We start from the raw sequence: 17,583 nt of genomic DNA on the forward strand, positions 1-17,583 counted from the left end.
CCGTCAGGGACCGCATTTGGCCTGGTGAGCAATTTCCCGTAACATGGATCAACGGTGCGCTATGCGTGCCGGTTGTCTGCGTGCCCAGTGCCGGATTCGATCCGGATTGTTCATGTTTCGGCCGGTGAAGATCCCATTGGGCGCCACGGTAACGGAAACAGATGCAATAAGCACGCCAAACCACATGGATCGCGGAGGATATGGCTAAGAAAGACGGGGCCATCGAGGTCGAGGGACGAGTAGTCGAGCCGCTGCCCAATGCGATGTTCCGCATTGAGCTCGAGAACGGCCACAAGGTTCTCGCCCACATCAGCGGAAAGATGCGTCAGCACTACATTCGCATCCTCCCGGAAGATCGCGTCGTCGTAGAGCTCTCGCCCTACGACTTGTCGCGCGGACGCATCGTTTACCGGTACAAATAAAAGCTTCCCCGCCGACCAGGTCGGGGAGAAGTACGTCCGCTGCGGATCTGCGTAGTGGGCTGCCACAAAACAGGAGATCAGAAGACGTGAAGGTTCAGCCGAGCGTCAAGAAGATCTGCGAAAAGTGCAAGGTGATCCGTCGTAACGGCCGGGTCATGGTGATCTGCGAGAACCTGCGCCACAAGCAGCGTCAGGGCTAGATCTCCGCTTTTCGAGGATCTGCTTGGCAACAAGCAAAGATGACCTCCCAGCACCAGCCAGTACTCACGGCTCTCGAGCAGGTACTGGTTCACCCCCGGCACGGAGGCCGGGGCCCCACTGAGTTAGTTGAAGCATTGTCGGTCGCGAGACCGCCGACGTTTGAAGAGGCACAGGGGATGGACTGGGAGCAGACCTCCGCACACCGATAGGAATGCCGACATGGCACGTCTCGCAGGTGTCGATCTTCCCCGTGAAAAGCGGATGGAGATCGCACTTACTTACATCTACGGCATCGGCCGTACCCGCTCCAAGGAGATCCTGGACGCCACCGGCGTCAGCCCGGATCTGCGGAGCAAGGATCTCTCGGACGAGGATCTGGCCAAGCTCCGCGAGTACATCGAGGAGTCGCTGAAGGTCGAGGGTGACCTTCGCCGCGAGGTCCAGGCCGACATCCGACGCAAGATCGAGATCGGCTGCTACCAGGGCCTGCGCCACCGTCGTGGTCTGCCCGTGCGTGGTCAGCGCACCAAGACCAACGCCCGCACCCGTAAGGGTCCGAAGCGCACCATTGCAGGCAAGAAGAAGGCGAAGTAATGCCCCCCAAGTCACGTAGCACCGGTCCGAAGAAGACCCAGAAGGCGCGTCGCAGGGACAAGAAGAACGTTCCGCACGGCGCCGCTCACATCAAGAGCACGTTCAACAACACCATCGTGTCCATCACGGACCCCGCCGGAAACGTGATTTCCTGGGCGTCCTCGGGACACGTCGGCTTCAAGGGTTCGCGTAAGTCGACCCCGTTCGCCGCTCAGCTGGCCGCCGAGAACGCAGCCCGCAAGGCGCAGGAGCACGGTGTCAAGAAGGTCGACGTCTTCGTCAAGGGCCCCGGCTCCGGCCGTGAGACCGCGATCCGCTCGCTTCAGGCCGCAGGCCTCGAGGTCGGCACCATCTCCGATGTCACCCCCCAGCCGCACAACGGCTGCCGTCCGCCCAAGCGGCGTCGGGTCTAGCGGGAAGGATAGGTAGAAGAAAATGGCACGTTATACCGGACCCATCACCCGCAAGTCGCGTCGTCTGCGCGTCGACCTCGTTGGAGGCGACCAGGCGTTCGAGCGTCGTCCCTACCCGCCGGGCCAGCACGGCCGCGCGCGGATCAAGGAGAGCGAGTACCTGCTCCAGCTGCAGGAGAAGCAGAAGGCTCGCTTCACCTACGGCGTCATGGAGAAGCAGTTCCGCCTGTACTACAAGGAGGCGAACAACCGCCCCGGTAAGACCGGTGAGAACCTGCTCCGCATCCTGGAGTCGCGTCTCGACAACGTCGTGTACCGCGCCGGACTGGCTCGCACCCGCCGCCAGGCCCGTCAGCTGGTCACCCACGGCCACCTCCTTGTGAACAACAAGAAGGTCGACATCCCCAGCTACCGCGTCTCCCAGTACGACATCATCGATGTCAAGGACAAGTCGCTGTCCACGCTTCCCTTCCAGGTTGCGCGCGAGACCCAGGGTGATCGCCCGATCCCGGGTTGGCTGCAGGTTGTCGGTGGACGTCTCCGGGTTCTGGTTCACCAGCTTCCCGAGCGTGCGCAGATCGACGTTCCTCTGCAGGAACAGCTCATCGTCGAGTACTACTCGAAGTAGGCCTGACGGCTCGTGCGCCTTTCCGGTAGTTCCGACTACCGGAAAGGCGCACGGCCACGAAGTGCCTTTCCCATCGTGGGCGTCAAATAGCGGACGCCCGTACAGGAGGAACTCCAATGCTCATTTCTCAGCGACCCACGCTGACCGAAGAGGTCATCGCTGACAACCGCTCGAAGTTCGTCATCGAGCCCCTCGAGCCAGGCTTCGGGTACACCCTCGGCAACTCGCTCCGCCGCACGCTGCTCTCGTCGATTCCCGGCGCTGCTGTCACCAGCATCCGCATCGACGGCGTTCTGCACGAGTTCACCACAGTTCCCGGTGTGAAGGAAGATGTCACCGACATCATCCTGAACCTCAAGGGCCTCGTCGTGAGCTCCGAAGAGGACGAGCCGGTCACCATGTACGTCCGCAAGCAGGGCCCCGGCGCCGTGACTGCAGGCGACATCGTGCCCCCGGCCGGCGTCACCGTGAACAACCCGGATCTGCACATCGCCACCCTGAACGACAAGGGAAAGCTGGAGATCGAGCTCGTCGTCGAGCGCGGTCGCGGCTACGTCCCCGCCGTCCAGAACAAGGCGTCCGGCGCCGAGATCGGCCGTATCCCGGTCGACTCGATCTACTCGCCGGTGCTCAAGGTCACCTACAAGGTGGAGGCCACCCGCGTCGAGCAGCGCACCGACTTCGATCGGCTCGTGCTCGATGTGGAAACCAAGAACTCCATCACCGCTCGGGACGCGCTCGCTTCGGCGGGCAAGACCCTGGTTGAGCTCTTCGGCCTGGCCCGTGAGCTGAACGTCGAAGCAGAAGGCATCGAGATCGGACCCTCGCCCGCCGAGGCCGATCACATCGCTTCGTTCGGACTGCCCATCGAGGACCTGGACCTGACAGTCCGTTCCTACAACTGCCTCAAGCGCGAAGGTGTTCACACCGTCGGTGAGCTTGTCGGCCGTACCGAGTCCGATCTGCTCGACATCCGCAACTTCGGACAGAAGTCCATCGACGAGGTGAAGGTCAAGCTGCATTCGCTCGGCCTGGCCCTCAAGGACAGCCCCGCGTCCTTCGATCCCACCACCGTTGCCGGCTACGACGCCGCCACCGGAACGTGGAGCGACACGGACGCAGGTTCCTTCGGTGATGCCGAGGGCACCGAGGACTACGCCGAGACCGAACAGCTGTAGCTCACGGTCCTTTACTAGGAGATCATCATGCCCAAGCCCAAGAAGGGTGCCCGCTTCGGCGGGTCGGCTTCGCACCAGAAGGCGATCTTCGCCAATCTGGCTACCGCGCTCTTCGAGCACGGCCGCATCACCACCACGGAGTCCAAGGCCAAGGCCCTGCGCCCGTACGCCGAGAAGCTCGTCACGCACGCCAAGGCCGGAACCCTGGCTCACCGTCGCGAGGTTCTGAAGGTCATCCGCAACAAGGATGTCGTGCACACCCTGTTCGCGGAGATCGGCCCGTTCTACGCCGATCGTGACGGCGGCTACACCCGCATCATCAAGACGGTCCCCCGCAAGGGCGACAACGCGCCGATGGCGATCATCGAGCTCGTCAAGGAGAAGACCGTCACCTCCGAGGCCGACCGCGCTCGTCGCGTGAAGGCATCGAAGGATGCGCCGGCTGCTGCTCCCGCCGAGGAGAACGTCGTCGAGGCCGTCGAGGCCGAGGCAACCGACGCCGAGGTCGAGAACGCTGACGCCGTCGTCGAGGCCATCGAGGACGAGACCGCCACCGCGGCCGACGCCCCCGAGGCCGAAGAGGCCAAGAAGGACTAGTCCACTTGGTTTCGGCACACGCTGAATCGAACGAGCCCGTCGTCCCCCCGAGGGACGGCGGGCCCGTTTCGTATGAGACCCGCCGCTTGCGCCTGGACATCGCGTACGACGGAACGGACTTCTCCGGGTGGGCCCGCCAGAACGGGCTGCGCACGGTGTGCGGGGAGATCGAGGAGAAGCTCGGCGCCGTCCTGCGCACACCGTTGCAACTCACGGTGGCAGGGCGCACCGACGCCGGGGTCCACGCCACCGGACAGGTGGCGCACGTCGACGTTCCGCTCGACACCGTGCCGGACGACCCGTCCCGGCTCGTCCGCAGGCTCGCGCGGTTCCTGCCGAAGGACGTGCGGATCAAACAGATCGCCTTCGCACCCGAACACTTCGATGCGCGGTTCTCCGCGATGCGCAGGCACTACGAGTACCGCCTGACGTCGGCAGCGTACGGCGCCGATCCGCTCCGAGCCCGGGACACCGTGTCGTATCCGAAGGTCCTGGATCTCGAACTCATGCGCGCGGCGTCCGCGACGCTGCTGGGGTTGCACGACTTCGCGGCGTTCTGCAAACGCCGGGAAGGCGCCACGACTGTCCGCGATCTCCAACGTTTCGACTGGGAGCGCGACGGCGACGTGTTCACGGCCTTCGTCAGCGCCGACGCCTTCTGCTGGTCGATGGTGCGCAGTCTCGTCGGTGCGGTTCTCGCAGTGGGGGAGGGACGTCGCGACCTCGACTGGATCGAAGGACTCCTCCGCGAGAAGTCGCGGTCGAGTTCGATCCTGGTGGCCCCGGCGCACGGACTGTCCCTGGTGCGCGTCGACTACCCGGACGACGCGGATCTGGCGGCACGCAACGAGATCACCCGGGACGTCAGGACCGTGCCGGGCGGCTGCTGCGGCGACTGACCAAAACCGCGGCGTCGATCGCCACCGCGGTTGCGGAGGCGTCAGCACCTACGATGGCTCCGGAAGAGAAGGAGCCTGTTCATGACCGCAGTCGCACCCGTCCGGATCGAGATCATCATCGGATCCGTCAGAGTGGGTCGGATCGCTCCCGTCGTCGCCGGCTGGTTCGCCGAACGCGCTCGTGCCTACCCAGGACTGGACGTGGGCATCATCGATCTCGCCGACACGCCGCTGCCGCAGGATCTCGGCGCATCCCCGGTGACGGACGAATTCCGGGAGCGAGTGGGCAGAGCCGACGGGTTCGTGGCCGTCACCTCCGAGTACAACCACGGCTACCCTGCGGCGCTGAAGACCGCGTTCGACAGCGTCAAACACGAATGGCGCTCGAAGCCCATCGGTTTCGTGTCGTACGGCGGGTTGGCAGGCGGACTCCGGGCAACCGAACAGCTGCGCCAGGTAGTGGCCGAATTGCACATGGTGTCGGTGCGGCAGAGCGTGAGTTTCCACCGGGTGCGCAAGAGATTCGACGACAAGGGGCAGACGACCGACGGCGCCGCCATCGACTCGGCTGACCGCATGCTCGCGCAGCTCGTATGGTGGGCCGACGCGGTCCGTGTTCAGCGCGGGACCGCGCCGTACCCCGGCTAGAACTGGTGCACCGGCGGGCACTCGTCCACCGCGCGAGGCCGACCGATGAACGCCGTCTCGGACGAGATCGTGACCAGCATCAGTTCGATGCTCGTCCCTCCGGTCGACAGAAGAATGCGGTCGCCCAGCGCATTCGGTTGGACGATCGACAGGTCCGGTTCGGCACCGGGCCACTGGCTCGGTTCGCCGTAGAGGTAGATCGCGGTGACCCCGGCGCGGGGCGGCAGCGCGTTGACGCCGTCGAACACGACGGTGCTGAACCTGTTGTCGGACTGCGGATTGTGGCCGGCGATACGCAACCGGTCGGGCGTGGCGATGGAGTCGATCAACGACGACCACGCGTCCGGCCGATCGGTGTGAATGAGCACGCGGGCGCCGGTCGCCACGGCGCGGAACACCAGTTGCTGGGCGAGATACAGCTCGCCCGCCACATAGACCATGCCGACGCCGGGACCCGCGATGCGAGCGGTGATTCCGTGACCGTAGTCGTCGGAGCCGATGAGCTGGCCGCACCCCGTCGGCGGCAACTGCAGCGCACGAAGGTGCTCCACGGACACGTCGGTCAACGGCATCACGTCGTCCAGGTCCGACATCGCGACGGGCAGATTGGACAGCAGCCCGTCCCGGTGCCTGCCCTGCATCGAGACGAGCCCGGGAATTGCTAGCGGCTCGGGCATCGTGCGGGTGGTCACCCGGCAGGCCGCACCGACCTTCACCTGCCCGTCGTGCCCGCTGGGGCGCAGCCGGATCGTCACGGTCGTGCCGAGGCTCGACGGGACCCAGAGCTTTCGCGAGCAGATCTCGCGTCAGGTAGTGCGGGTCGACGCCGCGACTGATCTGCAGCGCGGCGGATTCGATCTCGGGGGGCGTGAGAATGCCCGCGCGGCAGCCGGAATCGGCCAGTGCGCGTACCACGCGGCTCGCCGCGATCGTGATCACGCGACGCGCCTTCCTCGCCGCCGCCACGCCGCGCCACGGCAGCGACACCCTCGGTGGCGTCGAATCGCAGGGCGAGGCAGACCATCCGGGTCGCCGTCGCGGGGAGCGGGACCTGTCAGCCGGTCGTACACATCGGTGGCGAGGGAGCCCGCCGCGGCGCGACAACCGTGGCTGGCGATGTCGGTTCCGGCCAGCGAGATGTCGTGCTGCACGAGACGCGCGGCGAGCGCGTCGGTGGGGAGTTCGTGCGTCGTCTGCAAGCCGTCCCGAGTGACCTGCGTGAGGCTCCAACTGTTGCCGCTACCTCCAATAACGTGGGCGCTTCGGTAGTTGGGGTGCGCAAGGAGGCATCGGAGGGCCGGTTACTTCCCGGCGTGTCGGTTCGGGTCACCGAATCATTGACCTCGCGGACCGCGACGCCTATCTGGGCAGGCCCGCATCAGAGTGGGCGGGAGCAGACGCCGGAGAAGTGGACGCATTGCATTGTCGGGCGCGATCGCAAGAGGCGTCGCTGCCCGATCAGGAAAAGATGTTGCGGGAGAGCGCCTGCTGGTGCGGTCTATCGGGTCTACAACGATCGCGTTCGGGTTTGCGGGAGCGGCGTGCCGCGGCTGGATGATCGACGACGCGGCCCTGGGCGGGTCGCGGTGGTGCGGGTCATGTGGCGAGATCGATTGCCTCGGCCAGCCTGCGGACTCCCACAGAGGCTAAATGTCGGAGGTCGGCGTTACAGTCGAGGTCCTGCGTGAAAAAGGGTGACGCATCGCTGGTGGAGGGGGTTGATGGATGATGTCATGGCACGGTTGGCATCGCTATCCGGCTGGTTGTCTCGGCTGCGGTCTACACGGAATCATCACCGGCTTCGGGGCGATGCCGCCGCACGGTTCGGGAAGGGGTGACCGGTGAGCATCTGGGGCGATCGCGGGTCTTCTCGGAACGCGACGGTGCTCGCCGCTCATGAATTGGGCCCGGCGTGACCGGGTCTGGATCGACCGTGCCGCGGCAGTTCTCGTTCACCACCCGCGCGTACACGGCGGTCGACGATGCGACCGGTGAGCCGATCGGCCTCGATGACGTCGATACCCGGGTGGGGTGGCTGCTCAATCTTATTGCCGCGGCCGGTGGCGAGTTGGTGTCACGGCTGTGGCATCCGGCGACGTTCGATGTGCTCGCCGCCGGCCTAGACCGCCAGGACCGGAGGCTGCCCGCTCAGGGGCATGTTGCCGCGGCCCGTCTCGGCTGGGCTCCGATCTATCCGGCCGGGGTCTATGTGCCGTCGCGGGTGAGCCGGGTGGTGACCGCTCAGGTGGTGGCGACCCTGCGGACCCTGGCCTACCGTGACACAGCGATCGCGGCGCTGTCGGCCCGATTCGATCCGGCCACCGGGGTTGTGGCGCCGCCGATCGGGTCGGGCGATCACGTGTCGGCGGGTTTCGCTCGGGGCGTACTGCGCCAGCTCGCCGCCCGCGCCCGCCGCGACGGCGGGGCACCGGCCGGCCGGCTGCGGATCACCGACCTGCAGGGACCGCCGCAGACAAGCGCGATGGCCCGACTGTCGGCCGCCGATCGGCAGCTCGCGCGGATCACCGTGGCAGACCGTGAGCTGGTGTTGACGGTGAAGCTGCCCACCAGCCCGGCCCCGGCGGGGCGGGCGCAGTGGCGGCGGGTGCGGCTGACCGCCACCATTCCTAAGCACCTGCACCGCCGGGCGATCACCGACTGGCATCTGCCTACGCTGGTCCTCGACCGGAAGGGACTGATGTGGCGGTGCGCGGCGACCGAACTCGCCCCTGCAGCCGATCTAATGGCCGGCACGGTCGCGGTGGGGGTCGATTGGTCCCCGTCCACGCTCGGTGCCGCCGCCACCGTGGCAGAGGGCCCGGCCGGGTTGTCGTCGGATTACCGGGGCTGGACTTACGACGACCGCGGCCTCGGGATCAAACTGGCGCGCCTGCAGGCAGAGGGGCAACTGCTGCACCGGAAGGCGGTCCGGCTGACCCGACTGGCCGCCACCGCCCCACCGGAGGTTCGCGCCCTGCTGGAGGAGAAGATCGCCGTCCTGAACGAGCATCGCGAGGCGGTGGGTGTCAAGCGGGGGAAGATCAATCGGGAGCTGTCTTTCCACTTCGGCCGTCAGGTTGCCGACTACGCCGCCGACGCTCAGGCGCAGGTGATCGCGGTGGAAGATCTCACCACCCTCGAGACCCGCGGGCACGGGCGGGTCAACAACAATCGGGCCGCGCAGTCGGCCCGCCGCCAAGCGGCCGCCGCGCTCGCGCACACTGCCGCGGGTGCCGGTATCGCGGTAGTTTCGGTGCCCGCCCGGGGGTCGTCCGCATGGTGTCCGGGCTGCGACGCACCACTCGCCCGCCCCGGTGGGTACCACGACGCGTGGTGTCCACGCTGCCGGGTCGGCGGCAACCGCGACCACATTGCCGGGGTGAACTTGGCCAAACGCGCACTGCTCGGCAAAGGCAAAGTCACCCGTCGGCGCGGGCAGTCGCCTGCGGTCCGGGTCGCCGAGCATGCGCCGGTGCGCCGGTGCCGCGACAAGAACGGTCCAACACGGCGTAGGCCGCGGCATCGCCGGGTCCGCCGCAGCCGGCCCATCGTGACACCGCGGCTGGGGGTGACTCCGAACAAGCATGTTCCTGCATCACAAGCGTCGGTGTGGGACACGGTCAAATCCACACCACCACAAGGTGATGCGGGTAGCCGTGACACACGCGTATCTCAAGCGCCCGCCACACCAGTGGCAGATAGTGTGAGATCTACGTAGACGCTACGTCAACGGTCTCGTGGAGAACTACCAAGCTGTGCAGGCGAAGTGGGACAACGCCCATGACGATCTGCTCCAGGTTCTGCAGACAATCTCGAAGGTCGTCCAAGAGGGCGCCGTCGACATGCAGACCGCGGAAGACCGGAACGCCGCGGCCTGCTCTGATCCTCACGTGACACGTCGAGTGTCCCAGCAGGTGCGGGGGCACTGTGGTCTCGGACGGTGGATCGAGTGATCAGTCGGCAGGCGGTATCAGCCGGCTGAGGACGACACTGCTCTTGGTCTGAAGGACAGCTGGCTCCGACCGCAGGTTCTCCAGCGTGCGTTCGAGGTGTGCCGTGTCGGTGGTGCGGACGCGGAGGAGGGCGTTGGCATCGCCGGTGACGGTGTACGCCTCCTGAACCTCGGTGTGACGAGACACGATCCGTGCGATCTCGATTGCCGACGTGCGACCACTGCAGTACAACTCGACGAAGACCTCGACGCCGTGGCCGAGAGCGCGCGGATCGAGCGCCGCATGGAAGCCGGTGATCACCCCGGACTCGACCAGTCGATCGACCCGGCGCTTCACGGCGGGTGCGGACAGCCCGACCTCGGCGCCGATGGTGGCGAAGCTGGACCGTGCGTTGCGCTCCAGTCGCGCAACAATCCGCCGATCGAGCCCGTCCAGACGCAATGAATCGTCCATGTGATGGAACGCTAGCGCATTGATCAGGTCTTTTGGTGGGTGGATACTGATTTCACCGACACCGATCGAGGGGGAGTGGAGATGGCGCCCACTGCTGGTATCGAGTCCGAGAACCCCTACGAGGAGACGGCGGAGGTGCCGGGCGACGCCGCCCGCGTGGCCCGGCGTGCTCACTCGCGGAGTTACCTGATGTGCCCGCCCACGTATTTCGACGTCGTCTATGCGATCAACGATTGGATGCGTCCCGAGGAGCCCGTGGACCGGGATCGTGCGATATCGCAGTGGTCGGCGCTCGCGGACACCTACCGGCGACTCGGGCACGAGGTCCTCACGATCGACCCTGTCGAGGGACTTCCGGACATGGTGTTCGTCACCGACAGCGGACTCGTCGTCGACGGTGTGGCGCTCGGCGCCCGCTACCGGTCCGCCGAGCGGCGGGCCGAGGCCGAGCACGTGTTCCGGTGGTTCTCGGACAACGGGCTGATCAGGCCCACCCTGCCGCGGTACGTCAACGAGGGGGAGGGCGACTTCCTCGTCGTCGGCGACGTGATCCTCGCCGGAACCGGGTTCCGCTCCGACCCGCGGTCGCATGCCGAGGCCGCGGCGCACCTCGGCCGCACGGTGATCACGTTGAACCTGGTGAATCCCCGCTACTACCACCTCAATACCGCGCTGGGTGTGCTCGACGACTCGACCATCGCCTACCTGCCCGCGGCGTTCTCGCCGGACAGTCGCGCTCTGCTAGAGCAGATGTATCCCGACGCGGTGATCGCGGCCGAGACGGACACCGACTGGCTCGGACTGAACCTGGTCAGCGACGGCGCGAATGTGGTGCTACCCGTCCAGGCTTCGCACCTTGCCGACCAGTTGTCCGCCCGCGGGTACGAGCCCGTGCCGGTCGACTACTCGGAATTCCTCAAGTCCGGTGGTGGAATCAAGTGCAGCACGTTGGAGCTCCGCGGCTTCCGTGGGCTCCGGATCGCGGAAGATCAGGGGTGACCAGCAATGTCGGACGGTGTCGTTTCCGTGTCGGATGCCACGCGTGAGCAGCTGAGCAGGGCCGACGAACACAGCGCACACAACTACTCGCCGCTGCCGGTCGTGATCGAGTCGGGCGCGGGCTCGTGGGTGAAGGGAATCGACGGCGTTGACTACCTCGACGTCCTCGCCGGATACTCGGCGCTCAACTTCGGCCACGCACACCCCACTCTCGTCCGGGTGGCGAGCGAACAACTCGGCCGGCTCACCCTGACCAGCCGCGCCTTCCAGCACGATCGGTTCGCGTCCTTCTGCGAGGACCTGAGCCGGCTGTGCCGGAAAGAATCCGTGCTGCCGATGAACACGGGCGCCGAAGCCGTGGAGACCGCGCTGAAACTGGCCCGCAAATGGGGTTACGACGTCAAGGGAGTGCCGCCGGGACGTGCCGAGGTGATCACGTGCGCCGGGAACTTCCACGGCCGCACCATCTCGATCGTCGGGTTCTCGTCCGATCCGGACGCGTACACCGGGTTCGGTCCGTTCCCGCCGGGCTTCGCGTCCGTCGAATACGGGAACGCGGACGCGTTCGAGGCCGCGATCACCGAGAACACCGTGGCGGTGCTCCTCGAACCGATCCAGGGGGAGGCCGGAGTGCTGGTGCCACCGCCCGGCTACCTCGCGGCGGTCCGGGATATCTGCACCCGTCGCGGGATCCTGATGATCGCCGACGAGATCCAGAGCGGGCTCGGGCGGACCGGCGACACGTTCGCGTGCGACCACGAGAACGTGACCCCCGACGTGTACGTCCTGGGCAAGGCGCTCGGGGGTGGCTTGATGCCGGTCTCCGCCGTCGTCGCCGACTGGCCGGTGATGGCGGTGATCGGCCCCGGACAGCACGGGAGCACGTTCGGGGGCAACCCCCTCGCCTGCGCGGTCGGGAGCGCGGTCGTCGACCTGCTCGAGACCGGTGAATATCAGCAGCGAAGCCGTGAGCTGGGCGCCTACCTGCACAGCATGTTGTCGCAACTGCCCCCCGACCACGTGTCGGAGGTGCGTGGGCGCGGACTGTGGGCCGGTGTGCAGCTGGCCGGCGGTATGCCGTCCGCGCGAACGATCTGTGAAAGACTCCTGGCGCGCAGGGTCCTCGCGAAGGACGCGCACGAAGGAACGATCCGCATCGCCCCGCCGCTGGTGATCGAACGGGACGAGCTGACGTGGGCGGTCGAACAGCTCGCCGATGCGCTCGCCGAGTGAGTTTTGACCCTGGGCCTCACCGACCGGTATTGTTCTCCGTTGGCGTGCCGTGCGCCGCTGTGTCCTCGTGTCGCAGTGGCTGGCGGTTCTCGGGTCTCAACTGGCCGCCGGGAATCGCTCGACGATACGCAATGGCCAGCAGCGGATTGAACAAGACGAGGAAGTTCTGTGTCTACGTACACCCCGAAGGCCGGAGATGTGACCCGCACGTGGCACGTCATCGACGCCACTGACGTGGTGCTCGGCCGCCTTGCCGTCCAGGCAGCCAACTTGCTGCGCGGCAAGCACAAGCCCACCTTTGCACCGCACGTTGACGGCGGCGACTTCGTCGTCATCATCAACGCCGAGAAGGTTGCCATCAGCGGCAACAAGCGTGAGGGCAAGTTCCTCTACCACCACTCCGGACACCCCGGTGGTCTGAAGTCCCGCTCCGTCGGTGAGGTTCTCGACAAGAACCCCGACCGCCTCGTGGAGAAGGCCATCGTCGGCATGCTCCCCAAGAACAAGCTGGGTCGCGCCATCAGCAGCAAGCTGAAGGTCTACGCGGGCCCGAACCACCCCCACGCCGCGCAGCAGCCGGTGCCATTCGAGATCAAGCAGGTGGCCCAGTGACGGCGCCGGAGGAGCAGAACGTGTCCAACCCCGAAGAGATCACCGAGGCTGTCGAGGTCGCGGCGGACGAGTACGTGTCCGTCGAGGAGCCCGAGGTCGCCGAGGACATCGAGGCCGCTGCTGCGCCGCAGGCCCCGATCGTGATCGATCGCCCCATCCAGACCGTCGGTCGTCGTAAGGAAGCGGTTGTCCGCGTCCGTCTGACCCCCGGTTCGGGCGACTTCAAGCTCAACGGCCGCACCATCGAGGACTACTTCCCGAACAAGGTGCACCAGCAGCTGATCAAGGCTCCGCTGGTCACGGTCGAGCGTGCCGAGTCCTTCGACATCGTGGCACTGCTGCACGGTGGTGGACCGTCCGGACAGGCCGGCGCACTGCGTCTCGCCATCGCCCGCGCGCTCATCGAGGTCACCCCCGAGGACCGTCCGGCTCTCAAGAGCGCCGGCTTCCTCACGCGTGACGCCCGCGCCGTCGAGCGCAAGAAGTACGGCCTGAAGAAGGCCCGCAAGGCATCTCAGTACTCGAAGCGCTGATGTGTCGCCGAAGCCGCCCTCCGGGGTCGGCTTCGGCACCTGTTCTTCCCGAGAGCAGGCGTCCATCGTTACCGGACGCCTGCTCTCGTGCTTTATCCGAGATGTAGTGGGTTTCCTAGGTGCGAGGGGTCTGGTCTATGGGTCGATTGTTCGGGACGGATGGGGTTCGTGGTCTCGCGAATACCGAGCTGACCGCCGAGTTGGCGTTGCAGGTGGCGTCCGCCGCCGCGACGGTGCTGGCGTCGCCGGGTTCGGGGGGACGCAAGACGGCCGTGGTCGGCCGTGACCCGAGAGCCAGCGGTGAAATGCTCGAGGCGGCGGTCGTCGCGGGCCTGACGTCTGCCGGCGTCGACGTTCTGAACGTCGGGGTGCTGCCGACACCCGCGGTGGCCTACCTGACCGCGGAGCTGGACGCAGCTCTCGGTGTCATGATCTCCGCCTCGCACAATCCCATGCCCGACAACGGCATCAAGATCTTCGCGGCCGGCGGGCACAAACTCGACGACGAGGTGGAAGACCGCATCGAGGCCGTCGCCGCCGGAACCACGACACGGCGGGCGCCGACCGGCGCGGGGATCGGACGTGTTCGCACGGTGCCCGACGCCGCGGAACGGTATCTGCAGCACCTGGCCACCGCGCTCCCGAACAGCCTCGACGGGCTGACCGTGGTGGTGGACTGTGCGCACGGCGCGGCATCGGGCGTCGCTCCCGCCGCCTACCGGGCCGCCGGCGCCACCGTCGTCGCGATGAACGCCGAACCCGACGGACTCAACATCAACGAGAACTGCGGGTCGACGCACCTCGAGAGCCTGCAGAAGGCAGTCGTGCAGCACGGTGCCGATCTGGGGCTCGCGCACGACGGCGATGCGGATCGATGCCTCGCCGTCGACGCCGCCGGTTCCCTCATCGACGGTGACGCCATCATGACCGTCCTCGCTCTGGGCATGCGCGATGCCGGGGAACTGGTGGACAACACCCTCGTCGCGACAGTCATGAGCAATCTCGGTTTGCACATCGCGATGCGCGAGGCCGGGATCTCACTGGTCACCACTGCTGTCGGTGATCGCTACGTCCTCGAAGGGCTCCGGTCCGGCGGCTTCAGCCTGGGCGGCGAACAGTCCGGACACGTCGTGTTCCCCGCTTTCGGCACCACCGGCGACGGAGTGCTGACGGGACTGCGGCTGATGGGCCGGATGGCGGAGACCGGACAGCCGATCGCGGACCTGGCGGCGGCGATGACGACACTCCCGCAGGTTCTGGTCAACGTGAGGGTCGCCGACAAGCGCGCCGTCGCCGCGTCTCCGGTCGTGCTGGACGCGGTCCTGGCAGCCGAGCGCAGCCTGGGCGACAACGGCAGGGTACTGCTGCGACCGTCGGGCACCGAACAACTCGTACGCGTGATGGTCGAGGCTTCGGACATCGAAGTGGCCAGGAAGCTCGCCGACGAACTGGCGGGCACTGTCGCCTCCGTGTGAGCGGACACAGCGCACCGATCGGCCGGGGGAACCGATCGGTGCGCTGTCGCGTCTAATGCAGTAGGTCGCGAAGAGAGGGTGGGGCAATGAGCGATGGGCTCGAGGTGGACGTCGCGGTGGTGACGGACGCGGGCGCGAGACTGCTGCGGTCGGCGGAGGTCCTGAGACAGCAGGCCGCCGAGACCGCCCGGCTGGAATTCGGTGGGGCGCACGCGGGCCGCGACTACGCCGCGAAAGGTGACGCGGTGCATGACGCCCTCGGCATCGTCGGGGTCGCGCTCGGCCAGTGGGCCGCGGACGCGGAATCGTTCGGCCACGCGTTCCGGGCCGCCGCGGCGCGCTACTCGGGAACGGACGCGAACGTCACCGCCGACGTGAACGGGGTGCAGTGGTGACCACGGATCCGAGAACGCTGATCGACGACCCGAACCTGAGCCGCGAATACAAGGAGCAACTCCTCCAGGCCTGGGCCGCCTCCCGCGAGGAGGACGAGGCGTCGTGGCAGCCGTACTTCGACGAGTACGGGCTCGACAAGCGTGACCGGACTCCGTCCGCCGACCAGCGCTACGCCGCATTGTTGGAGCACGGCAGCGACGCCCAGACCGCGAACGCATCCCGGAACGCGCTGGGGGAGCACCTGCGCCCGAATTGTCTCAACGTTCCCGACGACATGCTCGATCTCGGCGCGCAGGGCCTCGAATTCTTCGAGTTGTTCCTCCCCGCGGCGAAAAAACTGGGATACGAGTCTCGCGAACTCACCGGCTACTACGCGATGTTCGACGCCGAGCGGGGGATGCGATTGAACGTGCTCGCCCGCGACGTCGACACCCTCGGACGCAGTCTCGACACGGCCCGCACCGAACTCGACGAGAACGAGAGATGCGTCGCCGCAGTGCGAACCGGGTGGAGCGGAGTCGCCGCCGCGGCGGCGATCGACGCCGTCGACCGACAGAACATCCAGGCGGACGCCACCATTGGTCGGCTCCACGGACTCGCCGAAGTGCTGTTCGAGGCGAACCTCACGCTGAGCGCCGCGGTGACGAACAAGGCGTACAAGGTGGTGTCTCTGCACCAGCCGACGGTCGCGGGGTACAGCGCGGAACAGATCGACGTTCTCGCCCAGATCTACGCCGACGGCAAGGACGGCGACAACTCCGCCGCGAAGGACTGCATGGAAGACGCGTCCTACTGGTTCCCCGAACTCGCCGACGACGACTACCGGCACGTCAACGGCCTGTACAAGGACGGGGGCGCAGGTGCGCTCCGCCGACTCGACCGGGACGACGTGGTGCGGCGGGCCGCCGGAATCACCAAGGACTGGCTCGACGGGAACTTCCCGCACGTGTACGAGGAGAAGCAGCAGGAGTTCACCGCCGCGTGTGCGGACTGCGCCGAAGCGGTGCACGCCGCCTACGACGCCGTCATCGCCGAGGCGCGGTCGATCGAGGTGCAGCCCGGTTTTCGTCCCGAGGACACTCCCGATCCGGCACCCGCGCCGAGGGGGGCCCGAGGTGCCACACGCCGACACCGTCCCCTGCGCCGGCGCCCGCGCCTGCACCTGCAGCGCCGACGGCGCCCGCCGCGGCCCCAGCAACGGGCGGACCGGCGTACGTCCCGCCTCGATCCGGTGGTGGGGACGCGGCCACCAGTCCGATGGCGGCGGCGCCACCGACAACCGCACCTCCGATGGCGGCGGCGCCACCGACAACCGCACCTCCGGTGGTCGCGGCGCCACCGGCAATCGCACCGCCGGTGGTCGCCGTGCCTCCGACGACTAGTGCCCCGGGCCTCGGGAGCATTCCCGGCCCGGGTGACCTGGTGCGTCCAGGTCTCGCAGGAGGTCTGGCGGATCTCGGTTCGATCCTTCGCCCGTTGATCGAGGACACCGTCTCGGCCCTCACCCACAGGGACGACGAGGAACGGAACACCGAGGACCTCGGCGACGAACACGCCGATACGCGGGAGGACGATGGCGAGCCGGCCGACGGCATCCCACACGACATGAGCCTCGAACTGAACCTCGACGGACAGTCGTGGACGCTCGCCGTCGATGCCGACGGTCAGGGGATTCATCTCGAGATGAGCGACGGACAGGGCGGGACGGCCAGGTTCGGAGTCGAGATCGGCCCCAACGGTCTGCCGCAGATCACAGCGGAAACCGCTGCCGGGGACGGAGACTCCGGCGACGCCGGCTGCGCACCCGCCGCGCCGACCCCGGAATCGCAGGTCAGCGCTGGTGCCGAGGACGCCCGGACGCGACAGCCGAGGAAGAGCCGACGCCCGGTGGGGCTGCCTAGGACAACGTCCCGGCCCACGAGAACACACCGGCCCTTGCGCCGGCCGGAGACGCCGCAGCCGTCCCACAACCACAGGTGGTGTCAGTGCAGCAGGAGCCGGCTCCCGAGACACCCGTCGAGGTCCCGCCGCTACAGGAGCCGCGGTCCGCACCCGAACTGGCGACAGGTCCCGTGGCCGGATTCGACAGCGGCGCCGAGTTGGCCGAGGCCGGGCCGCTGTGAGCCACCGAGCCGCACGGTTGCGTGCACAACGGGCACAGATGCGAGCCGACCTGGAAATGTTCCGGGAGCGGATCGACGAACGCAAAGCCAGAGACGAGGAAGCCGCGGCGAACCGGTCCGGCCGCGGCCGGACCGAATCTGCAGCGGCACCGCCTGCGGCTGCGCAACCGAGAACACTCGACGACGACGAGTTCTATCGGCCGCGCAGCTGGGTGGTATGACCGGA

21 protein-coding genes and 1 pseudogene are annotated in these 17,583 nt (G+C 67.2%); 19 read left to right on the forward strand and 3 right to left on the reverse strand.

The genetic code is table 11. The features are described from left to right. Nucleotides 1-200 precede the first annotated feature (200 nt). The 9 genes from infA to QM806_RS02700 all read left to right on the forward strand — a co-directional run bounded on the left by infA (nt 201) and on the right by QM806_RS02700 (nt 5,580). Nucleotides 201-422 (forward strand): translation initiation factor IF-1, encoded by a 222-nt coding sequence (infA, locus tag QM806_RS02660; protein ID WP_003418601.1) that lies wholly within the window; start codon nt 201-203, stop codon nt 420-422. An 86-nt stretch (nt 423-508) separates the two neighbouring features. Further along, nucleotides 509-622: a 50S ribosomal protein L36 gene (gene rpmJ, locus QM806_RS02665; RefSeq protein ID WP_003938068.1), complete on the forward strand. Its 114-nt coding sequence runs from the start codon at nt 509-511 to the stop codon at nt 620-622. Between the two features lie 220 nt (nt 623-842). Continuing rightward, complete coding sequence (gene rpsM, locus QM806_RS02670; RefSeq protein ID WP_005239677.1) at nt 843-1,217, forward strand: 30S ribosomal protein S13; 375 nt, start codon at nt 843-845, stop codon at nt 1,215-1,217. Then, on the forward strand, nt 1,217-1,630 hold the full coding sequence (rpsK, locus tag QM806_RS02675) for a 30S ribosomal protein S11 (protein WP_005239680.1): 414 nt from the start codon (nt 1,217-1,219) through the stop codon (nt 1,628-1,630). Before rpsM ends, rpsK begins: the two co-directional genes overlap by 1 nt. Nucleotides 1,631-1,652: 22 nt before the next feature. Next, on the forward strand, nt 1,653-2,258 hold the full coding sequence (gene rpsD / locus QM806_RS02680) for a 30S ribosomal protein S4 (RefSeq protein ID WP_005239683.1): 606 nt from the start codon (nt 1,653-1,655) through the stop codon (nt 2,256-2,258). A gap of 116 nt (nt 2,259-2,374) precedes the next feature. Further along, on the forward strand, nt 2,375-3,436 hold the full coding sequence (locus QM806_RS02685) for a DNA-directed RNA polymerase subunit alpha (RefSeq protein ID WP_005239684.1): 1,062 nt from the start codon (nt 2,375-2,377) through the stop codon (nt 3,434-3,436). Between the two features lie 27 nt (nt 3,437-3,463). Further along, nucleotides 3,464-4,033 (forward strand): 50S ribosomal protein L17, encoded by a 570-nt coding sequence (rplQ, locus tag QM806_RS02690; RefSeq protein WP_005239685.1) that lies wholly within the window; start codon nt 3,464-3,466, stop codon nt 4,031-4,033. A 5-nt stretch (nt 4,034-4,038) separates the two neighbouring features. Next, complete coding sequence (gene truA, locus QM806_RS02695; protein WP_169694058.1) at nt 4,039-4,932, forward strand: tRNA pseudouridine(38-40) synthase TruA; 894 nt, start codon at nt 4,039-4,041, stop codon at nt 4,930-4,932. 81 nt (nt 4,933-5,013) lie between these two features. Continuing rightward, on the forward strand, nt 5,014-5,580 hold the full coding sequence (locus QM806_RS02700; protein ID WP_169694059.1) for an NADPH-dependent FMN reductase: 567 nt from the start codon (nt 5,014-5,016) through the stop codon (nt 5,578-5,580). On the opposite strand, the gene QM806_RS02705 is transcribed toward QM806_RS02700, so the two are convergent. Beyond that, nucleotides 5,577-6,335, reverse strand: a complete 759-nt coding sequence (locus QM806_RS02705; protein WP_249343895.1) for a hypothetical protein — start codon at nt 6,333-6,335, stop codon at nt 5,577-5,579. The two genes, QM806_RS02700 and QM806_RS02705, sit on opposite strands and share 4 nt — an antisense overlap. Before the next feature lie 118 nt (nt 6,336-6,453). Then, a pseudogene (locus tag QM806_RS41325) lies at nt 6,454-6,604 on the reverse strand (type VII secretion protein EccE); the annotation flags it as partial. A gap of 888 nt (nt 6,605-7,492) precedes the next feature. Between QM806_RS41325 and QM806_RS02710 the strand changes: the two are divergent. Continuing rightward, complete coding sequence (locus tag QM806_RS02710; protein WP_169694060.1) at nt 7,493-9,298, forward strand: zinc ribbon domain-containing protein; 1,806 nt, start codon at nt 7,493-7,495, stop codon at nt 9,296-9,298. Between the two features lie 235 nt (nt 9,299-9,533). On the opposite strand, the gene QM806_RS02715 is transcribed toward QM806_RS02710, so the two are convergent. After that, complete coding sequence (locus QM806_RS02715; RefSeq protein WP_133986486.1) at nt 9,534-9,986, reverse strand: Lrp/AsnC family transcriptional regulator; 453 nt, start codon at nt 9,984-9,986, stop codon at nt 9,534-9,536. Between the two features lie 81 nt (nt 9,987-10,067). On the opposite strand from QM806_RS02715, the gene ddaH reads away from it, so the two are divergent. From ddaH to QM806_RS02760, 9 genes are all read left to right on the forward strand, one after another. Then, nucleotides 10,068-10,985 carry a dimethylargininase gene (ddaH, locus tag QM806_RS02720; protein ID WP_133986487.1) on the forward strand — a complete coding sequence of 306 codons (918 nt, stop codon included), beginning with the start codon at nt 10,068-10,070 and terminating at the stop codon, nt 10,983-10,985. Between the two features lie 6 nt (nt 10,986-10,991). Further along, the gene (rocD, locus tag QM806_RS02725) at nt 10,992-12,218 is read left to right on the forward strand and encodes an ornithine--oxo-acid transaminase (RefSeq protein WP_133986488.1); all 1,227 of its coding nucleotides are present in this window, start codon (nt 10,992-10,994) and stop codon (nt 12,216-12,218) included. A gap of 168 nt (nt 12,219-12,386) precedes the next feature. Then, complete coding sequence (rplM, locus tag QM806_RS02730) at nt 12,387-12,830, forward strand: 50S ribosomal protein L13 (protein WP_005239728.1); 444 nt, start codon at nt 12,387-12,389, stop codon at nt 12,828-12,830. Beyond that, the gene (gene rpsI, locus QM806_RS02735) at nt 12,827-13,363 is read left to right on the forward strand and encodes a 30S ribosomal protein S9 (protein WP_005239729.1); all 537 of its coding nucleotides are present in this window, start codon (nt 12,827-12,829) and stop codon (nt 13,361-13,363) included. Before rplM ends, rpsI begins: the two co-directional genes overlap by 4 nt. 137 nt (nt 13,364-13,500) lie before the next feature. Then, entirely contained in the window at nt 13,501-14,838 is a 1,338-nt protein-coding gene (gene glmM, locus QM806_RS02740; RefSeq protein WP_169694061.1) for a phosphoglucosamine mutase, read from the forward strand. Between the two features lie 86 nt (nt 14,839-14,924). Further along, on the forward strand, nt 14,925-15,233 hold the full coding sequence (locus QM806_RS02745) for a hypothetical protein (protein ID WP_005253878.1): 309 nt from the start codon (nt 14,925-14,927) through the stop codon (nt 15,231-15,233). After that, entirely contained in the window at nt 15,230-16,714 is a 1,485-nt protein-coding gene (locus tag QM806_RS02750; protein ID WP_283290220.1) for a hypothetical protein, read from the forward strand. Before QM806_RS02745 ends, QM806_RS02750 begins: the two co-directional genes overlap by 4 nt. A 505-nt stretch (nt 16,715-17,219) precedes the next feature. Continuing rightward, a complete protein-coding gene (locus QM806_RS02755) occupies nt 17,220-17,357 on the forward strand; it encodes a hypothetical protein (protein WP_283290222.1) in 138 nt (45 codons plus the stop codon). A gap of 38 nt (nt 17,358-17,395) precedes the next feature. Beyond that, nucleotides 17,396-17,578 (forward strand): hypothetical protein, encoded by a 183-nt coding sequence (locus QM806_RS02760; RefSeq protein WP_133986490.1) that lies wholly within the window; start codon nt 17,396-17,398, stop codon nt 17,576-17,578. Nucleotides 17,579-17,583: the final 5 nt, after the last annotated feature.

Source organism: Rhodococcus sp. IEGM 1351, from assembly GCF_030056875.1.
GTDB classification, from domain to species: Bacteria; Actinomycetota; Actinomycetes; order Mycobacteriales; family Mycobacteriaceae; genus Rhodococcus_F; species Rhodococcus_F opacus.

Coding starts and splice junctions, on each gene's coding strand:
- infA (WP_003418601.1), top strand. CDS start 201: ATGGCTAAGAAAGACGGGGCCATCGAGGTCGAGGGACGAGTAGTCGAG.
- rpsM (WP_005239677.1), top strand. CDS start 843: ATGGCACGTCTCGCAGGTGTCGATCTTCCCCGTGAAAAGCGGATGGAG.
- rpsK (WP_005239680.1), top strand. CDS start 1,217: ATGCCCCCCAAGTCACGTAGCACCGGTCCGAAGAAGACCCAGAAGGCG.
- rpsD (WP_005239683.1), top strand. CDS start 1,653: ATGGCACGTTATACCGGACCCATCACCCGCAAGTCGCGTCGTCTGCGC.
- QM806_RS02685 (WP_005239684.1), top strand. CDS start 2,375: ATGCTCATTTCTCAGCGACCCACGCTGACCGAAGAGGTCATCGCTGAC.
- rplQ (WP_005239685.1), top strand. CDS start 3,464: ATGCCCAAGCCCAAGAAGGGTGCCCGCTTCGGCGGGTCGGCTTCGCAC.
- QM806_RS02700 (WP_169694059.1), top strand. CDS start 5,014: ATGACCGCAGTCGCACCCGTCCGGATCGAGATCATCATCGGATCCGTC.
- QM806_RS02715 (WP_133986486.1), bottom strand. CDS start 9,986: ATGGACGATTCATTGCGTCTGGACGGGCTCGATCGGCGGATTGTTGCG.
- ddaH (WP_133986487.1), top strand. CDS start 10,068: ATGGCGCCCACTGCTGGTATCGAGTCCGAGAACCCCTACGAGGAGACG.
- rocD (WP_133986488.1), top strand. CDS start 10,992: ATGTCGGACGGTGTCGTTTCCGTGTCGGATGCCACGCGTGAGCAGCTG.
- glmM (WP_169694061.1), top strand. CDS start 13,501: ATGGGTCGATTGTTCGGGACGGATGGGGTTCGTGGTCTCGCGAATACC.
- QM806_RS02745 (WP_005253878.1), top strand. CDS start 14,925: ATGAGCGATGGGCTCGAGGTGGACGTCGCGGTGGTGACGGACGCGGGC.
- QM806_RS02760 (WP_133986490.1), top strand. CDS start 17,396: ATGCGAGCCGACCTGGAAATGTTCCGGGAGCGGATCGACGAACGCAAA.